This is a genomic window from Enterobacter sp. FB, from assembly GCF_000805795.1.
In the GTDB taxonomy this organism is placed as follows: Bacteria; Pseudomonadota; Gammaproteobacteria; order Enterobacterales; family Enterobacteriaceae; genus Enterobacter; species Enterobacter roggenkampii.
The window spans coordinates 33,300-53,036 of the sequence record NZ_JSZC01000006.1; the positions used below are offsets into that span (position 1 = coordinate 33,300).

Here is a 19,737-nt window from a genome sequence, read left to right on the forward strand (position 1 = left end):
GCGTGAGGCGATTGCCGGGGATTTTATTGCTTACAGGGGCAACGCTGGTCGTGATTGTCGCGTTGCTCGTGAGCGGGCTACGCCTCGTTTTACCGCATCTGGACAGCTGGCGTCCGCAGCTGCTGGCAAAAATCGAATCCACCACCGGCGTGCCGGTGAACGTCAGCCAGGTAAGCGCCAGCTGGCAGAATTTTGGCCCGACGCTCGATGTGCGGGATATCAACGCCAGCCTGAAAGATGGCGGCCACCTCAAAATCAAACGCGTGACCCTGGCGCTGGACGTCTGGCAAAGCCTGCTGCATCTGCGCTGGCAGTTTCGCGATCTCACCTTTTATCAGCTTCAGTTTCTGACCAATACGCCCATCTCGGGCGGCGACAGCAGCCAGGGGCTTGAGGCCAACCGTTTTAGCGATCTTTTCCTGCGCCAGTTCGATCATTTCGATCTGCGCGACAGCGAAGTGAGCTTTATTACCCTTTCCGGCCAGCGTGCGGAACTGGCGATCCCCCAGTTGACCTGGCTCAACGGCAGGAACCGGCACCGCGCTGAGGGGCAGGTGAGTCTCTCCAGCCTGAACGGTCAGCACGGCGTGATGCAGGTGCGCATGGATCTGCGTGACGATGACGGCCTGCTAAATAACGGCAAAGTCTGGCTGCAGGCCGACGATGTGGACGTCAAACCGTGGCTGGGCGACTGGCTCCAGCAGAATATGCAGCTGGAAACGGCCCGATTCAGCCTTGAAGGCTGGCTGACCCTGACGAAAGGCGAATTTGCCAGCGGTGATATCTGGCTCAAGCAGGGGGGCGCGAGCTGGAAAGGCGAAAAACAACAGCATCAGCTTTCCGTCGATAACCTCACCGCCCACGTGACGCAGGAGAAAGAGGGCTGGCAGTTTGCCATTCCCGATACGCGGATCGCGATGGACAGCAAGCCGTGGCCGCGCGGTGCGCTGACGCTGGCCTGGATGCCGGAGCAGGACGTTGGCGGCACGGCCAGTAAACGCAGCGACGAGCTGCGCATCCGCGCCAGCAACCTGGATTTGGCCGCCATTGAAGGGCTGCGCTCAATGGCGGCAAAGCTCTCTCCAGACCTGGGCGAGATCTGGCTGGCTACGCAGCCGAGCGGAAAGATCGATTCTCTGGCGCTGGATATCCCGCTTCAGGCGACGGAAAAAACCCGTTTCCAGGCAACATGGAAAGATCTTGCCTGGAAGCAGTGGAAGCTGCTGCCGGGAGCTGAGCACTTTAGCGGCAAGCTGGAAGGCAGCGTGGAGAACGGCAGGCTGACGGTTGATATGCACGACGCCAGAATGCCGTACGAGACGGTCTTCCGCGCACCGCTGGAAATCGAACAGGGCAACGCAGTGCTTAACTGGCTCCGTAACGATAAGGGCTTCCAGCTCGATGGTCGCCATATCGATGTTAAAGCCAAAGCGGTACACGCGCGGGGTGACTTCCGCTATCTGCAACCGCAGGGGGACGAGCCGTGGCTGGGTATTCTGGCCGGAATCAGTACCGATGATGGCTCGCAGGCCTGGCGCTATTTCCCGGAAAACCTGATGGGTAAAGCGCTGGTCGACTATCTGAGCGGGGCGATTCAGGGTGGTCAGGCGGAAAACGCCACGCTGGTCTACGGCGGTAACCCCCATCTGTTCCCGTACAAACATAATGAAGGTCAGTTCCAGGTGCTGGTGCCGCTGCATGACGCCACCTTCGCGTTCCAGCCGGGCTGGCCCGCACTGAAAAACCTGGATATCGAACTTAACTTCCTCAATGACGGCCTGTGGATGAAGTCCGACAGCGTGGCGCTGGGCGGCGTAACGGCCAGCAACCTGACGGCCAACATTCCGGACTACTCAAAAGAGAAGCTGCTGATTGATGCCGACATCAACGGTCCCGGCAAGGCGGTGGGACCGTACTTTGAGGAGACCCCCCTGAAAGAGTCGCTGGCGGCGACGCTTCAGCAGCTGCAGCTTGATGGCGATGTGAATGCTCGCTTACATCTTGATATCCCGCTGGACGGTGAGATGACCACCGCGAAAGGCGACGTCCGTCTGAAGAACAACAGTCTGTACATTAAACCCCTTGAGAGCACCCTGAAAAATCTCAGCGGGCAGTTCAGCTTTGAGAACGGTAACCTGAAGAGCGAGCCGCTGACCGCCAGCTGGTTTAATCAGCCCGTGAATATCGACTTCACGACCACAGAAGGTGAAAAGGCGTATCAGGTGGCCGTCAATCTGGACGGTACCTGGCAGCCAGCGCGAATGGATGTCCTGCCGAAGCCGATTGAGGCGTCGGTGGAGGGGGCGGTCGCCTGGCAGGGTAAAGTGGCAATCGACCTGCCTTATCACGCGGGTGCCCAGTACAAGGTCGACATCACGGGGGATCTGAAGAATCTTCGAAGCCAGCTGCCTGCGCCGCTGGATAAACAGGCCGGACAGCCGCTGCCGGTGAAGCTGAACGTCGAGGGCAACCTGAACAGCTTCGCGCTGACCGGAAACGCGGGCGGGACGAACCACTTCAACAGCCGCTGGCTGCTTAACCGCAAGCTCACTCTCGACAGGGCCATCTGGACGACGGATAGCCGCTCCACGCCGCCGCTGCCAGAGCAGACGGGCGTTGAGCTGAATCTGCCGCCGATGGACGGTGCAGAGTGGCTGGCGTTGTTCCAGAAAGGCGTTGGGCAAAACGTTGATGAAACCGCCCAGTTCCCGCAAACCATTACCGTACGCACGCCGTCGCTGATGCTGGGTGGGCAGCAGTGGAACAACCTGAGTATTGTCTCGCAGCCTGCTGCTAACGGTACGAAAGTGGAGGCCCAGGGCCGGGAGATCAACGGCACGCTGACCATGCGCAATCACGCGCCGTGGCAGGCGGCGATCCGCTATCTCTACTACAACCCGGCCGCCGCGAGTAAAGATAAACCGGCGGATACCTCGCCGCTGAGTCAAACCTCCCGCGTCGATTTTAGCGGCTGGCCCGATCTCCAGCTGCGCTGCGCGGAGTGCTGGCTGTGGGGACAGAAATATGGCCGTATCGACGGTGATTTTGCCATTCAGGGAAATACGCTTACGCTCACCGGTGGATTGATCGACACCGGCTTTGGCCGCATGACGGCAGGCGGGGAATGGGTGAATAACCCGGGCGAGCAGCGAACGTCCCTCAAGGGCGACATTAAAGGCAACAAACTGGATGCGGCAGCCAATTTCTTTGGCATCAGCACGCCGCTGCGCGGTTCGTCATTTGACGTCGATTACGATCTTCACTGGCGCGACGCCCCGTGGAAGCCGGATGAGGCCTCGCTGAACGGCATTCTGAAAACCCACTTCGGCAAAGGTGAAATCGCCGACGTGAGCACGGGGCGCGCCGGGCAGATCCTGCGCCTGCTGAGTTTTGATGCGCTGCTGCGCAAGCTGCGCTTCGATTTCAGCGATACCTTCAGCGAAGGGTTCTACTACGATTCCATCCGCAGTACGGCGTGGATCAAGGACGGCGTTCTGCATACGGACGATACGCTGGTGGATGGCCTGGAAGCGGATATCGCCATGAAAGGCTCGGTCAACCTCGTGCGCCGCGAGCTGGATATGGAAGCCGTGGTGGCGCCGGAAATTTCCGCGAGCGTGGGCGTTGCGGCGGCCTTCGTGGTGAACCCGATTGTCGGTGCGGCGGTGTTTGCCGCCAGCAAAGTGCTGGGGCCGCTGTGGAGCAAGGTCTCCATTCTGCGCTACCGCATTACCGGTCCGGTCGATAAACCGCAGATTAATGAGGTGCTGCGCCAGCCGCGCAAAGATGCACAGCAATGATTTGACGTGGGCAGGTAATTGCCTCACTCTCAATAAATACGATCTTTATACCGCCACGGGCGGCAACGAACGAGTAGCAATACGATGAGTCTGAACCTGGTAAGTGAACATTTGCTCGCAGCGAACGGCCTGAACCATCAGGACCTGTTCTCCATTCTTGGTCAACTGACCGAACGCCGTCTCGACTACGGCGACCTTTATTTCCAGTCGAGCTATCACGAATCCTGGGTTTTAGAAGACAGCATCATTAAAGATGGCTCTTACAATATCGACCAGGGCGTCGGCGTCCGCGCCGTCAGCGGGGAGAAAACCGGTTTTGCGTATGCCGATCAGATTAGCCTCGCCGCACTTGAGCAGAGCGCGCAGGCCGCGCGCACCATTGTGCGTGATACCGGCGATGGTCGCGTGAAAACCCTGGGAGAAGTGCAGCACTCTGCGCTCTATACCAGCATCGATCCGTTGCAGAGCATGAGCCGTGAAGAGAAGCTGGATATCCTGCGCCGCGTGGACAAAGTGGCGCGCGCGGCAGATAAACGCGTGCAGGAAGTTTCAGCCAGCCTGAGCGGTGTGTATGAACTGATTCTGGTGGCGGCAACGGACGGTACCCTGGCGGCAGATGTCCGTCCGCTGGTGCGTCTCTCTATCAGCGTGCAGGTCGATGAGGACGGCAAACGCGAGCGCGGTTCAAGCGGCGGCGGCGGTCGTTTTGGCTATGACTGGTTCCTGGGCGACGTTGACGGTGAAGCGCGCGCTGACGCGTGGGCAAAAGAAGCCGTGCGCATGGCGCTGGTGAATCTGAATGCCGTCGCGGCGCCGGCGGGTTCATTCCCGGTGGTGCTGGGTGCTGGCTGGCCGGGCGTGCTGCTGCATGAGGCGGTGGGCCATGGTCTGGAAGGCGACTTTAACCGTCGCGGAACGTCGGTATTCAGCGGTCAGATTGGTCAACTTGTCTCCTCTGAACTGTGCACCGTGGTGGATGATGGCACCATGCGCGATCGTCGCGGCTCGGTCGCTATCGACGATGAAGGTACGCCCGGCCAGTACAACGTGCTGATCGAAAACGGCGTGCTGAAAGGCTACATGCAGGACAAACTCAACGCGCGCCTGATGGGCGTTGCGCCAACGGGTAACGGCCGTCGTGAATCCTACGCGCACCTGCCGATGCCGCGCATGACCAATACCTACATGCTGCCGGGCAAATCCACGCCGCAGGAGATTATCGAATCCGTTGATTACGGTATCTTTGCGCCTAACTTTGGCGGCGGCCAGGTGGATATCACCTCCGGTAAGTTTGTCTTCTCAACCTCAGAAGCGTACCTGATCGAGAAGGGCAAAGTGACCAAAGCGGTGAAAGGTGCAACGCTGATCGGCTCCGGTATTGAAGCCATGCAGCAGATCTCCATGGTCGGTAACGATCTGAAGCTGGATAATGGCGTGGGCGTCTGCGGTAAAGAGGGCCAGAGCCTGCCGGTGGGCGTGGGCCAGCCAACGCTGAAAGTAGACAACCTGACGGTGGGCGGCACAGCCTGACCTGAGCAAACATAAAAAAAGGCGCTACAGATGTAGCGCCTTTTTTTTAACGTAAGTTACCCAGCGGTATCTCCGGATCCGGCTCGTGAGTGATGCGGTTACGCAAGTCACGACGAATAATTTCGATCGACCAGAACCAGACCAGATGGCCTACGATCTCTGAAACGTGTTCATACCACGGCAGCTCAAACAGCGGCGGCGTAAGCCCCATCAGCGGGAAGGAGATCATATGCACAAAGAGCTGAGCTAACGCACCCGCCAGCAAACCCTGCCAGAGTTTAATTTTCGGGAAGACTTCAGCCACGACACAATAGCCAACAGCGAAGACGATGGAGAAAATAATATGCGTTACGCCGACCCAGTTAAATATATGTCCGGCAAATGTATAAACTGCTGCGTTAGGATCGACAACGCCAAGCCAGTCACGTAAAAATACATAGGGAGGGTTTAAAAAATTGCGGGAGCAGTCAATCTGCCCTGCGGCTCTTATTAATTGCTCAGGTCCACATGCGCCGGTGAATAAGTCGGCGGGGCTGCGTGGTGGAAGCGGCACTTCGGCTCCCCATTTGACAAAAGCGGAGACGATCCCTGCAATTAAACCGATGAACGCGGCGAGTCCATAGCGCCTGCGTGAAGGCGGTGTTTGTTCAAATAGATTCATTTCTTTTCCTTGTTTAACGTCATCCTGCGAAATACATTTTATTATTCATATCAGCAACAAATTAATAACAGCCTGACGAGCAGACTGCATATAAAGTAATGGGCTGATGGCGGTAGTGTCAATTAGCTATTCCTGATAGTGGCGAAGGAATATTCCTGAATGAATACGGGATTCATCCTGGGAATATTCATCGGTCCTATACGTTCTGGAATAAATGAATTATTCCTTTCGTCTTCCCCGCATCCCCTGAAACAGCTCCGCCACGTCCACAAAATACTCGGTCAGATAGTTAATACACACCTGGACTTTCAGCGGGAGCTTGTCTTTTTCGGTATACAGGGCGTACACCGGACGCGGATCGGATTGGTAGCGCGGGAAGAGGATCTCCAGCACGCCGCTGTTAATTTCGTTGATCACCCACATCAGCGGTACATAGGCGATCCCGGCGCCAGCCACCAGCCAGCGCGAAATGGTCATCGGATCGTTAGTGACAAACCGCCCCTCCGGCAGCAGTTTGGTGGAGATCCCTTCCGGGGCAATCAGCTCGAATTCATTGTCGGGCCGCACGCTGTACTCCAGCCACGAGTGGTTGGTGAGATCGGCGGGTTTCTCCGGCACACCGTACTGGGCCAGATAGCTCTTCGAAGCGCAGACGACCATCGGCATGCTGCCCAGCCGACGCGAGAACAGGCTGGAATCCTGCAGCGCGCCGACGCGGATCACCACGTCCAGGCCGTCGGCAATCAGATCCGGCGCCGGGATACCCGTCACCAGATTGACGGTAAGCCCGGGGTACTCTTTCAGCATATCCGCCGTCATGGCAGCGAGAACATTTTGTGCCATAGTTGAAGAACACCCGATGCGCAGCGTGCCGATGGGGGTGTTGTTGAAGGCGTAAAGCTGTTCGTGAACATCCCGCACTTCCAGAAGCATGCGACGACAGCCCTGATAGTAAATTTTACCCGCTTCCGTCAGGCCAATGCTGCGAGTACTGCGGTTGAGCAGCTTGACCTGAAGCTCATCTTCCAGTTTGGACACCGTCTGGCTGATAGAGGAGACGCTCATCTGAAGCTGGCGTGCAGCGGCGGTAAAGGAGCCCAGCTCAACCACTTTGGCGAAGACTGACATGCGTTTTAAACGTTCCATTGTTCACTCTGGCTTAAAAGTGATTTAGATCACATATTATAGATAACAGCATAACAGTTACGTTAATATATTATTAATTACATAACGGCTGCGCCATTCTCGCCCGGCGTTTCTTGCTCTCCTGCGGTGGCGTGCGCTAAAAAATTCTGAAGCCTGCACTCTCTCTTATCAAGGTCAACATGAGTCTGTTTCCCGTTATCGTGGTGTTCGGTCTGTCGTTCCCACCGATATTTTTCGAGCTTCTTTTATCACTGGCGATCTTCTGGCTGGTGCGCAAGGTGCTGGTCCCTACCGGGATCTACGATTTCGTCTGGCACCCTGCATTGTTCAATACCGCGCTGTATTGCTGCCTGTTTTACCTGATATCGCGCATGTTTGTCTGAGGTTGATGTGAAAACGCTAACAAGAAAAATCTCCCGCACTGCCATCACCATGGCGCTGGTTATCCTCGCCTTCATTGCCATTTTCCGCGCCTGGGTCTATTACACCGAATCACCGTGGACGCGTGATGCACGCTTCAGCGCCGATGTGGTGGCCATCGCCCCTGACGTGGCCGGTCTTATCACGGCGGTTAACGTTCACGATAACCAGCTGGTGAAAAAAGATCAGGTTCTGTTCACCATCGACCAGCCTCGATACCAGAAAGCGCTGGAAGAGGCGGAAGCGGACGTGGCCTATTACCAGGCGCTGGCTGCGGAGAAACGCCGTGAGGCGGGCCGCCGTAATCAGCTTGGCGTTCAGGCAATGTCCCGTGAAGAGATTGACCAGTCCAACAACGTGCTGCAAACCGTGCTGCACCAGCTGGCGAAAGCAGAAGCAACGCGCGATCTGGCGAAGCTCGATCTGGAGCGTACCGTGATCCGCGCGCCGTCTGATGGCTGGGTGACCAACCTTAACGTATATGCCGGGGAATTCATTACCCGTGGCTCAACCGCCGTGGCGCTGGTGAAACAGAACTCTTTCTATGTACTCGCCTATATGGAAGAGACCAAGCTGGAAGGCGTACGTCCCGGCTATCGGGCAGAAATCACGCCGCTGGGCAGCAACCGCGTCTTTAAAGGTACCGTCGACAGCGTCGCCGCAGGGGTCACCAACTCCAGCAGTTCGCGTGATGCAAAAGGGATGGCAACGGTGGATTCCAACCTCGAGTGGGTGCGTCTGGCCCAGCGCGTGCCGGTCCGTATCCACCTGGATGAACAGCAGGGCAATCTGTGGCCTGCGGGTACCACGGCGACGGTGGTGATTACCGGTGAGAAAGATCGGGATGCCAGCCAGGACTCGTTCTTCCGTAAAATCGCCCACCGTCTGCGCGAGTTTGGTTAATCGCTATGGGCATCTTTTCCATCGCCAGCCAGCACATTCGTTTCGCCGTGAAGCTGGCGTGTGCCATTGTGCTGGCGCTGTTTGTTGGCTTCCACTTCCAGCTTGAAACCCCGCGCTGGGCAGTGCTGACGGCCGCGATTGTCGCGGCGGGTCCCGCCTTTGCCGCGGGTGGGGAACCCTATTCAGGCGCGATCCGCTATCGCGGAATGCTGCGTATCATCGGGACGTTCATCGGCTGTATCGCGGCGCTCACCATTATTATCCTGATGATCCGCACGCCGCTGCTGATGCTGATGGTGTGCTGTATCTGGGCGGGCTTCTGCACCTGGATCTCGTCTCTGGTGAAAGTGGAGAACTCCTATGCCTGGGGTCTGGCGGGCTATACCGCGCTGATTATTATCATCACCATCCAGTCCGAGCCGCTGCTGGCTCCGCAGTTTGCGGTGGAGCGATGCAGTGAGATTGTCATTGGTATCGTGAGTGCAATTGTCGCGGACCTGCTGTTCTCCCCGCGCTCCATCAAGCAGGAAGTCGACCGTGAGCTTGATGCGCTGATTGTCGCCCAGTACCAGCTGATGCAGCTCTGCATTAAGCACGGCGACAGCGAAGAGGTGGATAAAGCCTGGAGCGGGCTGGTTCGCCGCACGCAGGCGCTGGAAGGGATGCGCAGCAATCTCAATATGGAGTCGTCACGCTGGGCTCGCGCTAACCGTCGTCTGAAAGCCCTTAATACGGTCTCGTTAACGCTGATTACCCAGGCATGTGAAACCTACCTGATTCAGAACACGCGCCCGGAAGTGGTCACCGATACGTTCCGCGAACTGTTCGCTGAGCCAGTGGAAACGGTGCAGGACGTGCACAAGCAGCTTAAGCGTATGCGCAGGGTTATTGCCTGGACAGGGGAACGTGACACGCCGGTAACGATCTACACCTGGGTCGGCGCCGCGACGCGCTACCTGCTGCTGAAACGCGGCGTGATCGGGAATACCAAAATCAGCGCGGCGGAAGAAGAGGTACTGCAGGGCGAAGTGGTGATCAAGCCGGAATCCGCCGAGCGCCATCACGCGATGGTCAACTTCTGGCGTACGACGCTTGCCTGTATGCTCGGCACGCTGTTCTGGCTGTGGACGGGCTGGACGTCCGGCAGCGGCGCGATGGTGATGATTGCCGTCGTGACCGCACTGGCGATGCGTCTGCCTAACCCGCGTATGGTCGCCATCGATTTCCTGTACGGCACCCTTGCCGCCCTGCCGATCGGTGCGCTCTATTTTCTGGTCATCATCCCGTCGACGCAGCAGAGCATGCTGCTGCTCTGTATTAGCCTGGCAGTGATGGCGTTCTTTATTGGCATTGAGGTGCAAAAGCGCCGCCTCGGATCGCTGGGGGCGCTGGCGAGTACGATTAACATCATCGTGCTGGATAACCCGATGACCTTCCATTTCAGCCAGTTCCTCGACAGCGCGTTAGGTCAGCTGGTGGGCTGTTTCCTGGCGATGATGGTGATTCTGCTGGTCCGCGATAATTCGCAGGCAAGAACGGGCCGCGTGCTGTTGAACCAGTTTGTGTCGGCCGCCGTGTCGTCGATGACAACCAACACCGCGCGCCGTAAAGAGAACCACCTGCCCGCGCTCTACCAGCAGCTGTTTTTACTGCTGAACAAGTTCCCGGGCGACATTGCGAAGTTCCGCCTGGCGCTGACCATGATCATTGCACACCAGCGTCTGCGCAATGCGCCGGTGCCGATCAACGACGATCTGTCGGCCTGGCACCGCCAGCTGCGTCGTACCGCGGACCACGTGCTTTCCGCCAGCAGTGATGACAAACGACGTCGCTACTTTACGCAGCTGCTTGCAGAGCTTGATATCTACCAGGAGAAGCTTAAAACCTGGGAAGCGCCGCCTCAGGTGACCGAGCCGGTAGGACGGCTGGTGTTGATGCTGCATCGCTACCAGAATGCCCTCACGGATAGCTGACTGAAGTAAAAAAACCGACGCCAAAAGCGTCGGTTTTTTTGTGGCTATACTTATTCCAGCACGTTCTTACATTTCAGGAAGGGAGGACACATGACGACCCAGGCGCTTCAGGATCACATCCTTTTTCAGACCGGTTATCTGGTCAACGGGATCTGGAAAACGCTGGACACGACCTTCGATGTGCTTAACCCCGATACCGGGGAAGTCATCGCGAAAGTCGCGAAAGCGGGTAAAGCACAAACCGAAGAGGCTATCGCAGCGGCCACCAAAGCCTTCCCGGCCTGGCGTGCCAAAACCGCGAAAGAGCGCTCGGCGATTCTTTATCGCTGGTACGAACTGATTATTGAGAATAAAAGCTGGCTCGGGCAGTTAATGACCACCGAGCAGGGCAAGCCGCTGAAAGAAGCGGAAGGTGAGGTGAAGTACGCTGCCAGCTTTATCCAGTGGTTTGCCGAAGAGGCCAAGCGCGCCAACGGTGAAATTATTCCGCCGATCAAACCCGGCTCGCGCATTCTGGCGACCCGCGAACCCATAGGCGTGGTGGCGGCGATAACGCCGTGGAACTTCCCAATGGCCATGCTCACCCGCAAATTAGGCCCGGCCCTGGCTGCGGGGTGCACCGGAGTGATCAAACCGGCCAATAACACGCCGCTCAGTGCCTTTGCGCTCCTTTCCCTGGCAAAACAGGCCGGCGTACCCGACGGCGTGCTCAACGCCGTGGCCGGGAATACCCATGAAATCAGCGATGCGATTATGGCAAGCCGAGACGTGCGTAAAATCTCCTTTACCGGCTCGACCTCCGTCGGCAAAACGCTGGTGCGTAATGCTGCCGAAACCATGAAAAAAGTCTCGATGGAGCTGGGGGGAAATGCCCCGTATATCGTTTTTGAGGATGCAGATATCGACGCGGCGGTGAAGGGGGCGATTGCCAACAAGTTCCGCAATGCCGGGCAGGTCTGCGTCAGCGTGAACCGTTTTTATATTCAGGAAACCGTCTACGACAAGTTTGTGAATAAACTTGCCGATGCCGTGAAGGCGCTCAAGGTGGGGAATGGCCTTGACGAGGGCGTTGTTGTCGGGCCGCTGATTGAATCTGCTGCGGTCGACAAGGTGCGTGAGCATGTCGACGATGCCGTCTCACGGGGGGCAACCGTACTGGCAGGGGGTAAGCCCCATCCGCTTGGCGGGAATTTCTGGATGCCAACCGTGCTGGGCGACTGCCATGAAGGCATGAAGCTGGCAGAGGAGGAGACGTTTGGCCCGGTTGCGGCGTGTTTCCGTTTCACCTCGGAAGATGAAGTTATCCAGCGTGCCAACAATACGCCCTACGGGCTGGCGGCTTACTTCTATACCCAGAATCTCTCACGTGTTTTCCGCGTTTCGCAGGCGATCGAGAGCGGGATGATCGGCATTAACGAGTGTGCCGTCTCCACGGAGCTGGGGCCCTTTGGCGGCGTAAAAGAGTCAGGCCTGGGTCGTGAGGGTTCCGTGCTGGGCCTGGAAGAGTATCTGGAAGTGAAAACCCTTCACATTGGGGGATTATAATAGACAGGGCGGCATCTGCCGCTCGCCTGGACTGGGTGGCTGGCAATGAAAACCTATACCTTTGATTTTGACGAGATCGACAGTCAGGAAGACTTCTACCGTGAATTTATCCGGGTGTTTGATCTTGAACGGGAAAGCGTGACGAATCTGGATACGCTGTGGGACGTGGTGACCGGTAGCCTGCTGCCGCTACCGCTGGAAATTGAGTTCATCCATTTGCCCGATAAGCTGCGCAGACGCTTTGGCGCACTGATATTACTGTTCGATGAAGCGGAAGAAGAGCTGGAAGGGCAGCTGCGTTTTAACGCGCGGCACTGAATGAAAAAAGCCCCTGACCATCAGGCCAGGGGCAAGTCGTATGATGAGATACGACGAGGGTTTATTTATACAGTTCTGCAGTTGCATGCCAGTGGTCACCCTGATTCAGTTCGGTGACGCGATAGCTGCTGGCACCTGCTTTTTCAGCTTTGGCAGCCAGTTCGTGACGGATATCCATCGGAGAGCCGGTAACAGACGTCACGGAGATGCTGCCCATAGGCTGCAGATTTTGTGCCTGGTCGGCATTCACCTGCTGTACGGCTGCGCTTGCGCCGAAAGAGAGAACAGATGCCAGACCGAGGGTTGCGATGATCAATTTGGTTTTCATAGTCTTTACTCCTGAATAGGGTTTTTGCTCAACGGCGAGAAGGGTTGAACCGCTATTTTTATGCCTGGTGCCGTTGAGTGGAGATTTACGTGTTCAGTTATTGCTCAAACTTATTTGTACAGCTCAGCGGTGGCGTGCCAGTGTGCACCAGAGCGCGCTTCGATGATGCGATAGGATGACGCACCCTTTTCTTCCGCTTTTTTGTTCAGCATCTCATGCATGTCCATTGGCGATGTGCCGACCGCGCCGACAGAAACCGTACCGATGGCCTGGCGGGATTGCGCCTGGTCAGCATTGATAGCGTCAGCCGCGAAGGCACCGAATGACAGGACAGACAGGACGCTCAGCGCCGCTACAGTTGATTTGATTTTCATGATTTTTACCTCGTCGAATTTTTTAGTGGGGTCTTGTTTCGTGACCCTCATCACAAAATCAAGTATACACTAATAACGGAAAAAATTAATACCAGACTAATGGTTTCTATTGTTATTACGTGTTAAACAGTCTTTTTTTTATAACCAAATTGCATAATATTGGGTATTTTTTGCACATTTTAGTTGGTTATGTCTAATGAAATCATATGGATATCAGCTTTTGATTTTTTGTGCGATTTTTTGATTTAGCATTCACTAGGTGAATGTTAATGGGTGGTAAAAAGCACTATTTGTCAAAGGCAGAGGCAGTGAAAAAGAGGGCGAAACGGTGTGGAGGCAGAACGATCCCCGCAGCGGCGCTACGGGGAAAGGGGATTAGAGTTCCTGTTCGAACAGAACCAGAATCGCTTCGTGGAGATCTTTAACGGAGAAACCGCTGGCTGGCGTGGTAAAGATGGTGTCATCACCGGCGATAGTCCCGAGGATACCTTCCGTTTTACCCAATGAGTCCAGCATGCGGGCAATCAGCTGTGCGGCACCTGGGCTTGTGTGGATCACCACAACGGCATCGTTGTAGTCGATATCCAGAACCAGATTCTTGAGCGGGCTGGAGGTGGTCGGCACGCCAAGTTCAGCCGGCAGGCAATAGACCATCTCCATCTTGGCGTTACGGGTACGTACCGCGCCAAATTTCGTTAACATGCGGGAGACCTTCGACTGATTGATGTTGTCGAAGCCCTGTTCCTGCAGCGCCTGAACAATTTCTCCCTGAGAACTGAATTTCTCTTCTTTAAGTAGCGCTTTAAACGCCTTTACTAATTCTTCTTGCTTAGACGAGCTTCGCATAAGTCACCCGGAATATGACGATAGAAACAACATTATTATGCATGTGGATGAATTTTTATGCAAATTATCTACTCAGCGCCAGGCTGAAATAATGTTATGAAAGGGAGTGATTTTATCAGAATTCGTTATCAGAAAACATGCCTGGGTCACGCCGCGCAAATAAGCTTAAAAGTAAATTAAATGTTATCAAAATGATGTTGTTTTGGTGGCGGGGCAGGGTGTATTGTAACCACCTCTTAATTCGTTGCCGTCTGTCGTCAGATAGCCTTCTGAAGAGAGATAAAGTCGCGCGACCTCAAATTCTTTAGCTACGAAAATTGTAATTAAACACTTGCTGAATTATGGTCGCCGCAACGGATTTACAGATACTTAAGTTAACCATAATAAGGAGTTTAGGATGAAAGTCGCAGTCCTCGGCGCTGCTGGTGGTATCGGCCAGGCGCTTGCCCTACTACTGAAAACCCAACTGCCTTCAGGCTCAGAACTCTCCCTGTACGATATTGCTCCGGTAACCCCTGGTGTGGCGGTTGACCTGAGCCACATCCCTACCGCTGTAAAAATCAAAGGCTTCTCCGGTGAAGATGCGCGTCCTGCTCTGCAGGGTGCCGACGTGGTGCTGATTTCTGCAGGCGTGGCGCGTAAGCCAGGCATGGATCGTTCAGACCTGTTCAACGTCAACGCGGGCATCGTGAAAAACCTGGTGCAGCAGATTGCTGAAGTGTGCCCGAAAGCGTGCATCGGTATCATCACTAACCCGGTGAACACCACCGTTGCTATCGCGGCAGAAGTGCTGAAGAAAGCAGGTGTTTACGACAAAAACAAACTGTTCGGCGTAACCACGCTGGATATCATTCGCTCCAACACCTTTGTTGCTGAGCTGAAGGGCAAACAGCCAACAGAAGTGGAAGTGCCGGTCATCGGCGGTCACTCTGGCGTTACCATCCTGCCTCTGCTGTCGCAGATCCCAGGCGTGAGCTTCACCGAGCAGGAAGTGGCTGACCTGACTAAACGCATCCAGAACGCGGGCACCGAAGTGGTGGAAGCGAAGGCGGGTGGCGGTTCTGCAACCCTGTCTATGGGCCAGGCGGCTGCACGTTTCGGTCTGTCACTGGTTCGCGCCCTGCAGGGCGAGAAAGGCGTTGTTGAATGCGCTTACGTTGAAGGCGATGGCGAACACGCTCGCTTCTTCTCTCAGCCGCTGCTGCTGGGCAAAAATGGTATCGAAGAGCGTAAATCCATTGGTACGCTGAGCGCGTTTGAACAACACGCGATGGAAGGCATGCTGGATACGCTGAAGAAAGATATCACCCTGGGTGAAGAGTTCGTTAACAAGTAATACGAACCGTCTCCCGGCAAAAAAACGGAGCTTATCGCTCCGTTTTTTTATGCCTGTCAGTTCGTTGCCGGGTATTCCTGAATGGTGACCTGCAGCGTCAGTTTCTTATCGTTGCGCATGACTTCAACAGGGATGATAGAGCCCGGGCGAATTTCTGCCACCTGGTCCATCGTCTCCAGCGCAGAAACCGCCGGCGTGCCGTTGACCGACACAATGACGTCATTGACCTGAATCCCCGCGTTGGCCGCCGGACCCCCTGGCGCCACCTCGTTCACCACGATGCCCTGGATCTGATCGATCCCGCCACCCTGGGTATGCATCGGCGCAATTTCACGGCCACCGATACCGATATAGCCGCGGATCACGCGTCCGTCGCGGATCAGCTTATCCATAATTTTGGTCGCCAGCTGGAACGGAATGGCAAAGCCGATCCCTTCCGGCGTCTCGCCGTCGTTACTCTTATCGAACGAGAGGGTGTTGATGCCCATCAGTTCGCCCAGCGAGTTGACCAGCGCACCGCCGGAGTTACCGTGGTTGATGGAGGCATCGGTTTGCAGGAAGTTCTGCCGTCCGGATGGGTTGAGGCCAATACGCCCGGTCGCGCTGATAATCCCCTGGGTGATGGTCTGGCCCAGGTTGTAAGGGTTACCAATCGCCAGGACGACGTCACCAATATGCGGGGTACGTTTACGGTTGATCGGGATGACCGGCAAACCGCCCGTGGCGTTAATCTTCAGGACGGCGAGGTCAGTCAGGCTGTCAGAGCCAACGAGTAATGCCTCAAACACGCGGCCATCCTGCAGGGCGACGATGATCTGGTCGGCATCGTTTATCACGTGCTTGTTGGTAATAATGTAGCCGCGCTCGTCCATGATTACCCCGGAGCCGAGAGTGCGGATCTCCAGCTGGTTATGGGCTGAGGTATTCAGGCCACGGTTATAGACGTTAACTACGGCAGGTGCGGCACGGCGAACGGCCTGGTTATAGGTGGCCGGCGTTTCATCCGTGCTATCGAACTGAGGGGCCGACAGTTTATTGAACTGACGTAAAGACGGCAGCGCCAGCAGCAGCAGGCCAGCGACAATCAAACCGATGACAATAGAACGTAAGAGCTTTAAAAGCATGATGCGCGTGTCGTTAAAAAAGGAACGATTTGCAGCATAACATGAGTTATCCGGACATCACACGCAGCGGTGATGTCCGGGTCGCAAATGCTTAGCGCAACAGAATATAGATAGACTCATTGCCGCGCATGACCTGCAGGGCAATAACCGCCGGTTTACTCTCCATCACCTTGCGCAGTTCGGCAATGGACTGCACGCGATTGCGGTTTACCCCAATGATCACATCTTCCTGATGCAATCCGGCCTGTGCGGCAGGGCTGCTCTTCTCAACGGTGTCGATGCGAATGCCTTTCGTACCGTCTTTCAGCTGTCCATCGCTCAGCGTCGCACCCTGCAGCGCCGGGGCGATCAGCTCCGCACTGGCAGAGGAGGAGGTGCTCTTATCCAGCGTCACTTCAACGTCCAGCGGCTTACCGTCACGGATCAGACCCAGCTTCACTTTGGCGCCGGGTTCGGTGGTCGCTATCCGCGAGCGCAGCTCGGCAAAGCTGCTCAGCGGCTTGTCGTTGAGGCTGACGATCACATCGCCCGATTTGATACCTGCTTTTGCCGAGCCGGAGTTAGGCAGCACTTCACTGACAAACGCCCCGCGCTGTACGTTGATGTTGAACGCTTTGGCGATATCGGCGCTCATCTCCATACCTTTAATACCCAGCAGCCCGCGTTTGATTTCGCCGAACTGAATGAGCTGCTGCGCCAGGGTTTTGGCCATATTGCTGGGAATCGCAAAACCGATCCCGATGCTGCCGCCACCCGGGGCCAGAATGGCTGTGTTGATCCCAATCAGCTCACCGTTAAGGTTAAGTAACGCCCCGCCGGAGTTCCCGCGGTTGATTGAGGCATCGGTCTGGATAAAGTTTTCCAGCCCTTCCAGATTGAGGCCGCTGCGTCCCAGCGCGGAGACGATCCCGGAAGTGGCGGTTTGCCCTAAGCCAAAGGGGTTACCCACGGCGACGGCAAAATCACCGACGCGCAGTTTGTCGGAGTCTGCGATGGCAATCTGGGTCAGGTTACTCGGGTTTTGTACCTGCAACAGCGCAATGTCGCTCTGGTCATCACCGCCAATCAGTTTGGCATCAAATTCGCGGCCATCGTTTAGCTGGACGCTGATTTTATCGGCCTGGCTGATGACGTGATTGTTAGTCAGAATGTAGCCTTTTGCCGCATCAATAATGACGCCGGAACCCAGGCCTTCAAAAGGCTGGGCCTGCTGGTCGGGAGACTCATCGCCAAAATATTTTTTCAGTTCTTCAGGGACGCGTTGGCTTTGTACCGCCGTGCCCTCAACCTGAACGCTGACCACCGCAGGCAACACTTTTTCCAGCATGGGGGCAAGGCTTGGAATGGCCGCCTGGCCAGGCACCTGGGAGGGAAGGGCGGCAAATACAGGGACGGACGCCGAGAGAGATAACCCGACACTTAACGCGATAGCGCTCAACAGCTGGTTTTTTTTCTTCATCGATGTTGACTCTCGTAACCTGGAATAAAGGAAAAACGGCCCCAAAAACACGTTGATGTTATTGAATTTTAAACCGCTGAACAATGAGGTGTTTAACTAAATGATAGCTGGGGTCAGGAAGAAAGGACGGGCGCAATCGCTGCGCCCGTAAAATAAATTCAGGTTGTGCGATTAATCGCGTTTTACACCGCCGCGCAGCAGGCCGGACGCGCCGTCTGAATAGTCGCGAGGCATCTGAACAGGCGCCTGGTCGTTACCGGCTTCAGAGTCTGCCAGACGGTTGCGGAACGGATTGGTTTCCGCCGTCATTTCTGGCAGCAGGCTGCTGGAGCTTTTTGCCATATGCTGATACAGCAGACGATAGTCGGTCGCCATGTTGTCCAGCAGCTCGGCGCTACGGGCAAAATGGCTGACCAGCTCTTCACGATACTCTTCCAGCTCGGCTTTGTTCTTTTCCAGTTCGTACTGCAGTGACTGCTGCTGACGCAATTTGCGATTACCGAAACGCATGGCCACAGCACCGATGACGATGCCGACGACTAAACCGATTAGCGCATATTCCCAGGTCATGAACTTCTCCCGTTGTCTTGTTGTTCCGTAGGGTGTTGGCTCGGCTCCTGCCTGTGCCTGATAATGCCACTATAACCGCTATTTCCGTAGAAGTGGAATCCTGACGTATCATCGCGTAGTGTAGAACGGCCTTTTTTTCATCAGTCACGTCTGCTGGTGAGCGTTAATTGAAGGAATAACAATAAGATTATGCAAAACCTGTCCCCTGCATCGCGATATCAACTGGCCCTAAACGAGGGCACTCATCAGCCGGATGACGTACAGCGTGAGGCGGTAAGTCGTCTGGAGATGATTTATCAGGAACTCACGGCCAAACCCGCTGAAACCGAACAGAATGGTGGGCTAAAGGCGGCATTTGGACGGTTGCTCGGAAAAAAAGCGCCACAGGCCCACGCGCCGGTGCGCGGTCTTTATATGTGGGGCGGGGTCGGTCGCGGAAAAACCTGGCTGATGGACATGTTCTACCAGAGCCTGCCGGGGGCGCGTAAACAGCGTCTGCACTTCCACCGCTTTATGCTGCGTGTGCATGAAGAGCTGACTGCGCTGCAGGGTAAAAGCGATACGCTGGAGATTGTGGCCGACAGGTTCAAGGCGGAAACGGACGTGCTCTGCTTCGATGAATTTTTTGTGTCTGACATCACCGATGCCATGCTGTTAGGCGGCCTGATGAAAGCGCTTTTTGCCCGCGGGATCACGCTGGTGGCCACGTCGAATATTCCGCCGGATGAGCTTTACCGCAACGGCCTGCAGCGGGCACGCTTCCTGCCTGCCATCGACGCCATTAAGCAGCATTGTGACATTATGAACGTTGATGCCGGTGTCGATTATCGCCTGCGCACCTTAACCCAGGCGCACCTGTGGCTCTCGCCGTTAAATGCAGAGACCACCCGCGAGATGGATAAACTCTGGCTGGCGCTGGCGGGGGCAAAACGCGACCACGCCCCGGAACTCGAGATTAACCATCGCCCGCTGCCAACGCTCGGCGTTGAAAACCAAACGCTGGCGGTCTCCTTTACGACGCTGTGCGTTGATGCCCGCAGCCAGCACGACTACATTGCGCTTTCACGTCTGTTCCACACCGTGATGGTGCTGGATGTGCCGGTGATGACGCGGCTGATGGAGAGCGAGGCGCGGCGCTTCATCGCGATGGTGGACGAGTTTTACGAGCGCCACGTTAAGCTGGTGATTAGCGCCGAGGTTCCTTTATATGAGATCTACCAGGGGGAGCGGCTAAAGTTTGAGTTCCAGCGCTGCCTGTCTCGCCTGCAGGAGATGCAGAGCGAGGAATACCTGAAGCTGGAGCATATGCCATAAATGCCACCCTCTCCCTGTGAAGGGGGACTTGTAGGCCGGGTAAGGCGCAGCCGCCACCCGGCATTTTCCACCGCCTCGAAAAACCCAATT

Annotated in this window: 17 protein-coding genes; 9 read left to right on the forward strand and 8 right to left on the reverse strand. The window is 56.0% G+C overall.

What is annotated here, in order from left to right; translation table 11 throughout:
• The first annotated feature begins 2 nt into the window (after nt 1-2).
• Nucleotides 3-3,800: an AsmA2 domain-containing protein YhdP gene (gene yhdP, locus PI91_RS02585; RefSeq protein ID WP_039265395.1), complete on the forward strand. Its 3,798-nt coding sequence runs from the start codon at nt 3-5 to the stop codon at nt 3,798-3,800.
• Between the two features lie 84 nt (nt 3,801-3,884).
• Nucleotides 3,885-5,330: a metalloprotease TldD gene (gene tldD / locus PI91_RS02590; RefSeq protein ID WP_021242283.1), complete on the forward strand. Its 1,446-nt coding sequence runs from the start codon at nt 3,885-3,887 to the stop codon at nt 5,328-5,330.
• A 46-nt stretch (nt 5,331-5,376) separates the two neighbouring features.
• Here the strand turns inward: tldD and PI91_RS02595 are convergent, their stop codons facing one another.
• Nucleotides 5,377-5,991 (reverse strand): YagU family protein, encoded by a 615-nt coding sequence (locus PI91_RS02595; protein ID WP_008502844.1) that lies wholly within the window; start codon nt 5,989-5,991, stop codon nt 5,377-5,379.
• A gap of 219 nt (nt 5,992-6,210) precedes the next feature.
• A complete protein-coding gene (aaeR, locus tag PI91_RS02600) occupies nt 6,211-7,137 on the reverse strand; it encodes an HTH-type transcriptional activator AaeR (protein ID WP_008502843.1) in 927 nt (308 codons plus the stop codon).
• 179 nt (nt 7,138-7,316) lie between these two features.
• Between aaeR and aaeX the strand changes: the two genes are divergently transcribed.
• The 5 genes from aaeX to PI91_RS02625 all read left to right on the forward strand — a co-directional run bounded on the left by aaeX (nt 7,317) and on the right by PI91_RS02625 (nt 12,296).
• The gene (gene aaeX / locus PI91_RS02605; RefSeq protein ID WP_003860416.1) at nt 7,317-7,520 is read left to right on the forward strand and encodes a p-hydroxybenzoic acid efflux pump operon protein AaeX; all 204 of its coding nucleotides are present in this window, start codon (nt 7,317-7,319) and stop codon (nt 7,518-7,520) included.
• Between the two features lie 7 nt (nt 7,521-7,527).
• Nucleotides 7,528-8,460: a p-hydroxybenzoic acid efflux pump subunit AaeA gene (gene aaeA, locus PI91_RS02610; protein ID WP_021242282.1), complete on the forward strand. Its 933-nt coding sequence runs from the start codon at nt 7,528-7,530 to the stop codon at nt 8,458-8,460.
• A gap of 5 nt (nt 8,461-8,465) precedes the next feature.
• Nucleotides 8,466-10,433, forward strand: a complete 1,968-nt coding sequence (aaeB, locus tag PI91_RS02615) for a p-hydroxybenzoic acid efflux pump subunit AaeB (protein WP_008502841.1) — start codon at nt 8,466-8,468, stop codon at nt 10,431-10,433.
• 90 nt (nt 10,434-10,523) lie between these two features.
• Nucleotides 10,524-11,978, forward strand: a complete 1,455-nt coding sequence (locus PI91_RS02620) for an NAD-dependent succinate-semialdehyde dehydrogenase (protein ID WP_039265396.1) — start codon at nt 10,524-10,526, stop codon at nt 11,976-11,978.
• Nucleotides 11,979-12,023: 45 nt separating this feature from the next.
• Nucleotides 12,024-12,296 carry a barstar family protein gene (locus PI91_RS02625; protein WP_008502839.1) on the forward strand — a complete coding sequence of 91 codons (273 nt, stop codon included), beginning with the start codon at nt 12,024-12,026 and terminating at the stop codon, nt 12,294-12,296.
• Between the two features lie 61 nt (nt 12,297-12,357).
• Here PI91_RS02625 and yhcN (PI91_RS02630) read toward each other — a convergent pair whose 3' ends face one another.
• The 3 genes from yhcN (PI91_RS02630) to argR form a co-directional block, all read right to left on the reverse strand.
• Nucleotides 12,358-12,624 carry a peroxide/acid stress response protein YhcN gene (gene yhcN, locus PI91_RS02630; protein ID WP_008502838.1) on the reverse strand — a complete coding sequence of 89 codons (267 nt, stop codon included), beginning with the start codon at nt 12,622-12,624 and terminating at the stop codon, nt 12,358-12,360.
• 110 nt (nt 12,625-12,734) lie between these two features.
• Nucleotides 12,735-12,998 carry a peroxide/acid stress response protein YhcN gene (gene yhcN, locus PI91_RS02635; RefSeq protein ID WP_008502837.1) on the reverse strand — a complete coding sequence of 88 codons (264 nt, stop codon included), beginning with the start codon at nt 12,996-12,998 and terminating at the stop codon, nt 12,735-12,737.
• 375 nt (nt 12,999-13,373) lie between these two features.
• Complete coding sequence (gene argR / locus PI91_RS02640) at nt 13,374-13,844, reverse strand: transcriptional regulator ArgR (protein WP_008502836.1); 471 nt, start codon at nt 13,842-13,844, stop codon at nt 13,374-13,376.
• 397 nt (nt 13,845-14,241) lie between these two features.
• On the opposite strand from argR, the gene mdh reads away from it, so the two are divergent.
• Nucleotides 14,242-15,180, forward strand: coding sequence for a malate dehydrogenase (mdh, locus tag PI91_RS02645; RefSeq protein ID WP_008502835.1), 939 nt, complete (start codon nt 14,242-14,244; stop codon nt 15,178-15,180).
• A 56-nt stretch (nt 15,181-15,236) separates the two neighbouring features.
• Here the strand turns inward: mdh and degS are convergent, their stop codons facing one another.
• The 3 genes from degS to zapG form a co-directional block, all read right to left on the reverse strand.
• Nucleotides 15,237-16,304: an outer membrane-stress sensor serine endopeptidase DegS gene (degS, locus tag PI91_RS02650; protein ID WP_008502834.1), complete on the reverse strand. Its 1,068-nt coding sequence runs from the start codon at nt 16,302-16,304 to the stop codon at nt 15,237-15,239.
• A 91-nt stretch (nt 16,305-16,395) separates the two neighbouring features.
• Nucleotides 16,396-17,763 (reverse strand): serine endoprotease DegQ, encoded by a 1,368-nt coding sequence (gene degQ / locus PI91_RS02655; RefSeq protein ID WP_021242281.1) that lies wholly within the window; start codon nt 17,761-17,763, stop codon nt 16,396-16,398.
• Between the two features lie 171 nt (nt 17,764-17,934).
• Nucleotides 17,935-18,333, reverse strand: coding sequence for a Z-ring associated protein ZapG (zapG, locus tag PI91_RS02660; protein ID WP_039265397.1), 399 nt, complete (start codon nt 18,331-18,333; stop codon nt 17,935-17,937).
• Nucleotides 18,334-18,522: 189 nt separating this feature from the next.
• Between zapG and zapE the strand changes: the two genes are divergently transcribed.
• A complete protein-coding gene (gene zapE, locus PI91_RS02665) occupies nt 18,523-19,647 on the forward strand; it encodes a cell division protein ZapE (RefSeq protein WP_039265398.1) in 1,125 nt (374 codons plus the stop codon).
• Nucleotides 19,648-19,737 lie beyond the last annotated feature (90 nt).

What these genes read in the sequence shown, in the direction of transcription:
- tldD (WP_021242283.1), top strand. Translation starts at nt 3,885, where the DNA reads ATGAGTCTGAACCTGGTAAGTGAACATTTGCTCGCAGCGAACGGCCTG.
- PI91_RS02595 (WP_008502844.1), bottom strand. Translation starts at nt 5,991, where the DNA reads ATGAATCTATTTGAACAAACACCGCCTTCACGCAGGCGCTATGGACTC.
- aaeR (WP_008502843.1), bottom strand. Translation starts at nt 7,137, where the DNA reads ATGGAACGTTTAAAACGCATGTCAGTCTTCGCCAAAGTGGTTGAGCTG.
- aaeX (WP_003860416.1), top strand. Translation starts at nt 7,317, where the DNA reads ATGAGTCTGTTTCCCGTTATCGTGGTGTTCGGTCTGTCGTTCCCACCG.
- aaeB (WP_008502841.1), top strand. Translation starts at nt 8,466, where the DNA reads ATGGGCATCTTTTCCATCGCCAGCCAGCACATTCGTTTCGCCGTGAAG.
- PI91_RS02620 (WP_039265396.1), top strand. Translation starts at nt 10,524, where the DNA reads ATGACGACCCAGGCGCTTCAGGATCACATCCTTTTTCAGACCGGTTAT.
- PI91_RS02625 (WP_008502839.1), top strand. Translation starts at nt 12,024, where the DNA reads ATGAAAACCTATACCTTTGATTTTGACGAGATCGACAGTCAGGAAGAC.
- yhcN (WP_008502838.1), bottom strand. Translation starts at nt 12,624, where the DNA reads ATGAAAACCAAATTGATCATCGCAACCCTCGGTCTGGCATCTGTTCTC.
- yhcN (WP_008502837.1), bottom strand. Translation starts at nt 12,998, where the DNA reads ATGAAAATCAAATCAACTGTAGCGGCGCTGAGCGTCCTGTCTGTCCTG.
- argR (WP_008502836.1), bottom strand. Translation starts at nt 13,844, where the DNA reads ATGCGAAGCTCGTCTAAGCAAGAAGAATTAGTAAAGGCGTTTAAAGCG.
- mdh (WP_008502835.1), top strand. Translation starts at nt 14,242, where the DNA reads ATGAAAGTCGCAGTCCTCGGCGCTGCTGGTGGTATCGGCCAGGCGCTT.
- degS (WP_008502834.1), bottom strand. Translation starts at nt 16,304, where the DNA reads ATGCTTTTAAAGCTCTTACGTTCTATTGTCATCGGTTTGATTGTCGCT.
- degQ (WP_021242281.1), bottom strand. Translation starts at nt 17,763, where the DNA reads ATGAAGAAAAAAAACCAGCTGTTGAGCGCTATCGCGTTAAGTGTCGGG.
- zapG (WP_039265397.1), bottom strand. Translation starts at nt 18,333, where the DNA reads ATGACCTGGGAATATGCGCTAATCGGTTTAGTCGTCGGCATCGTCATC.
- zapE (WP_039265398.1), top strand. Translation starts at nt 18,523, where the DNA reads ATGCAAAACCTGTCCCCTGCATCGCGATATCAACTGGCCCTAAACGAG.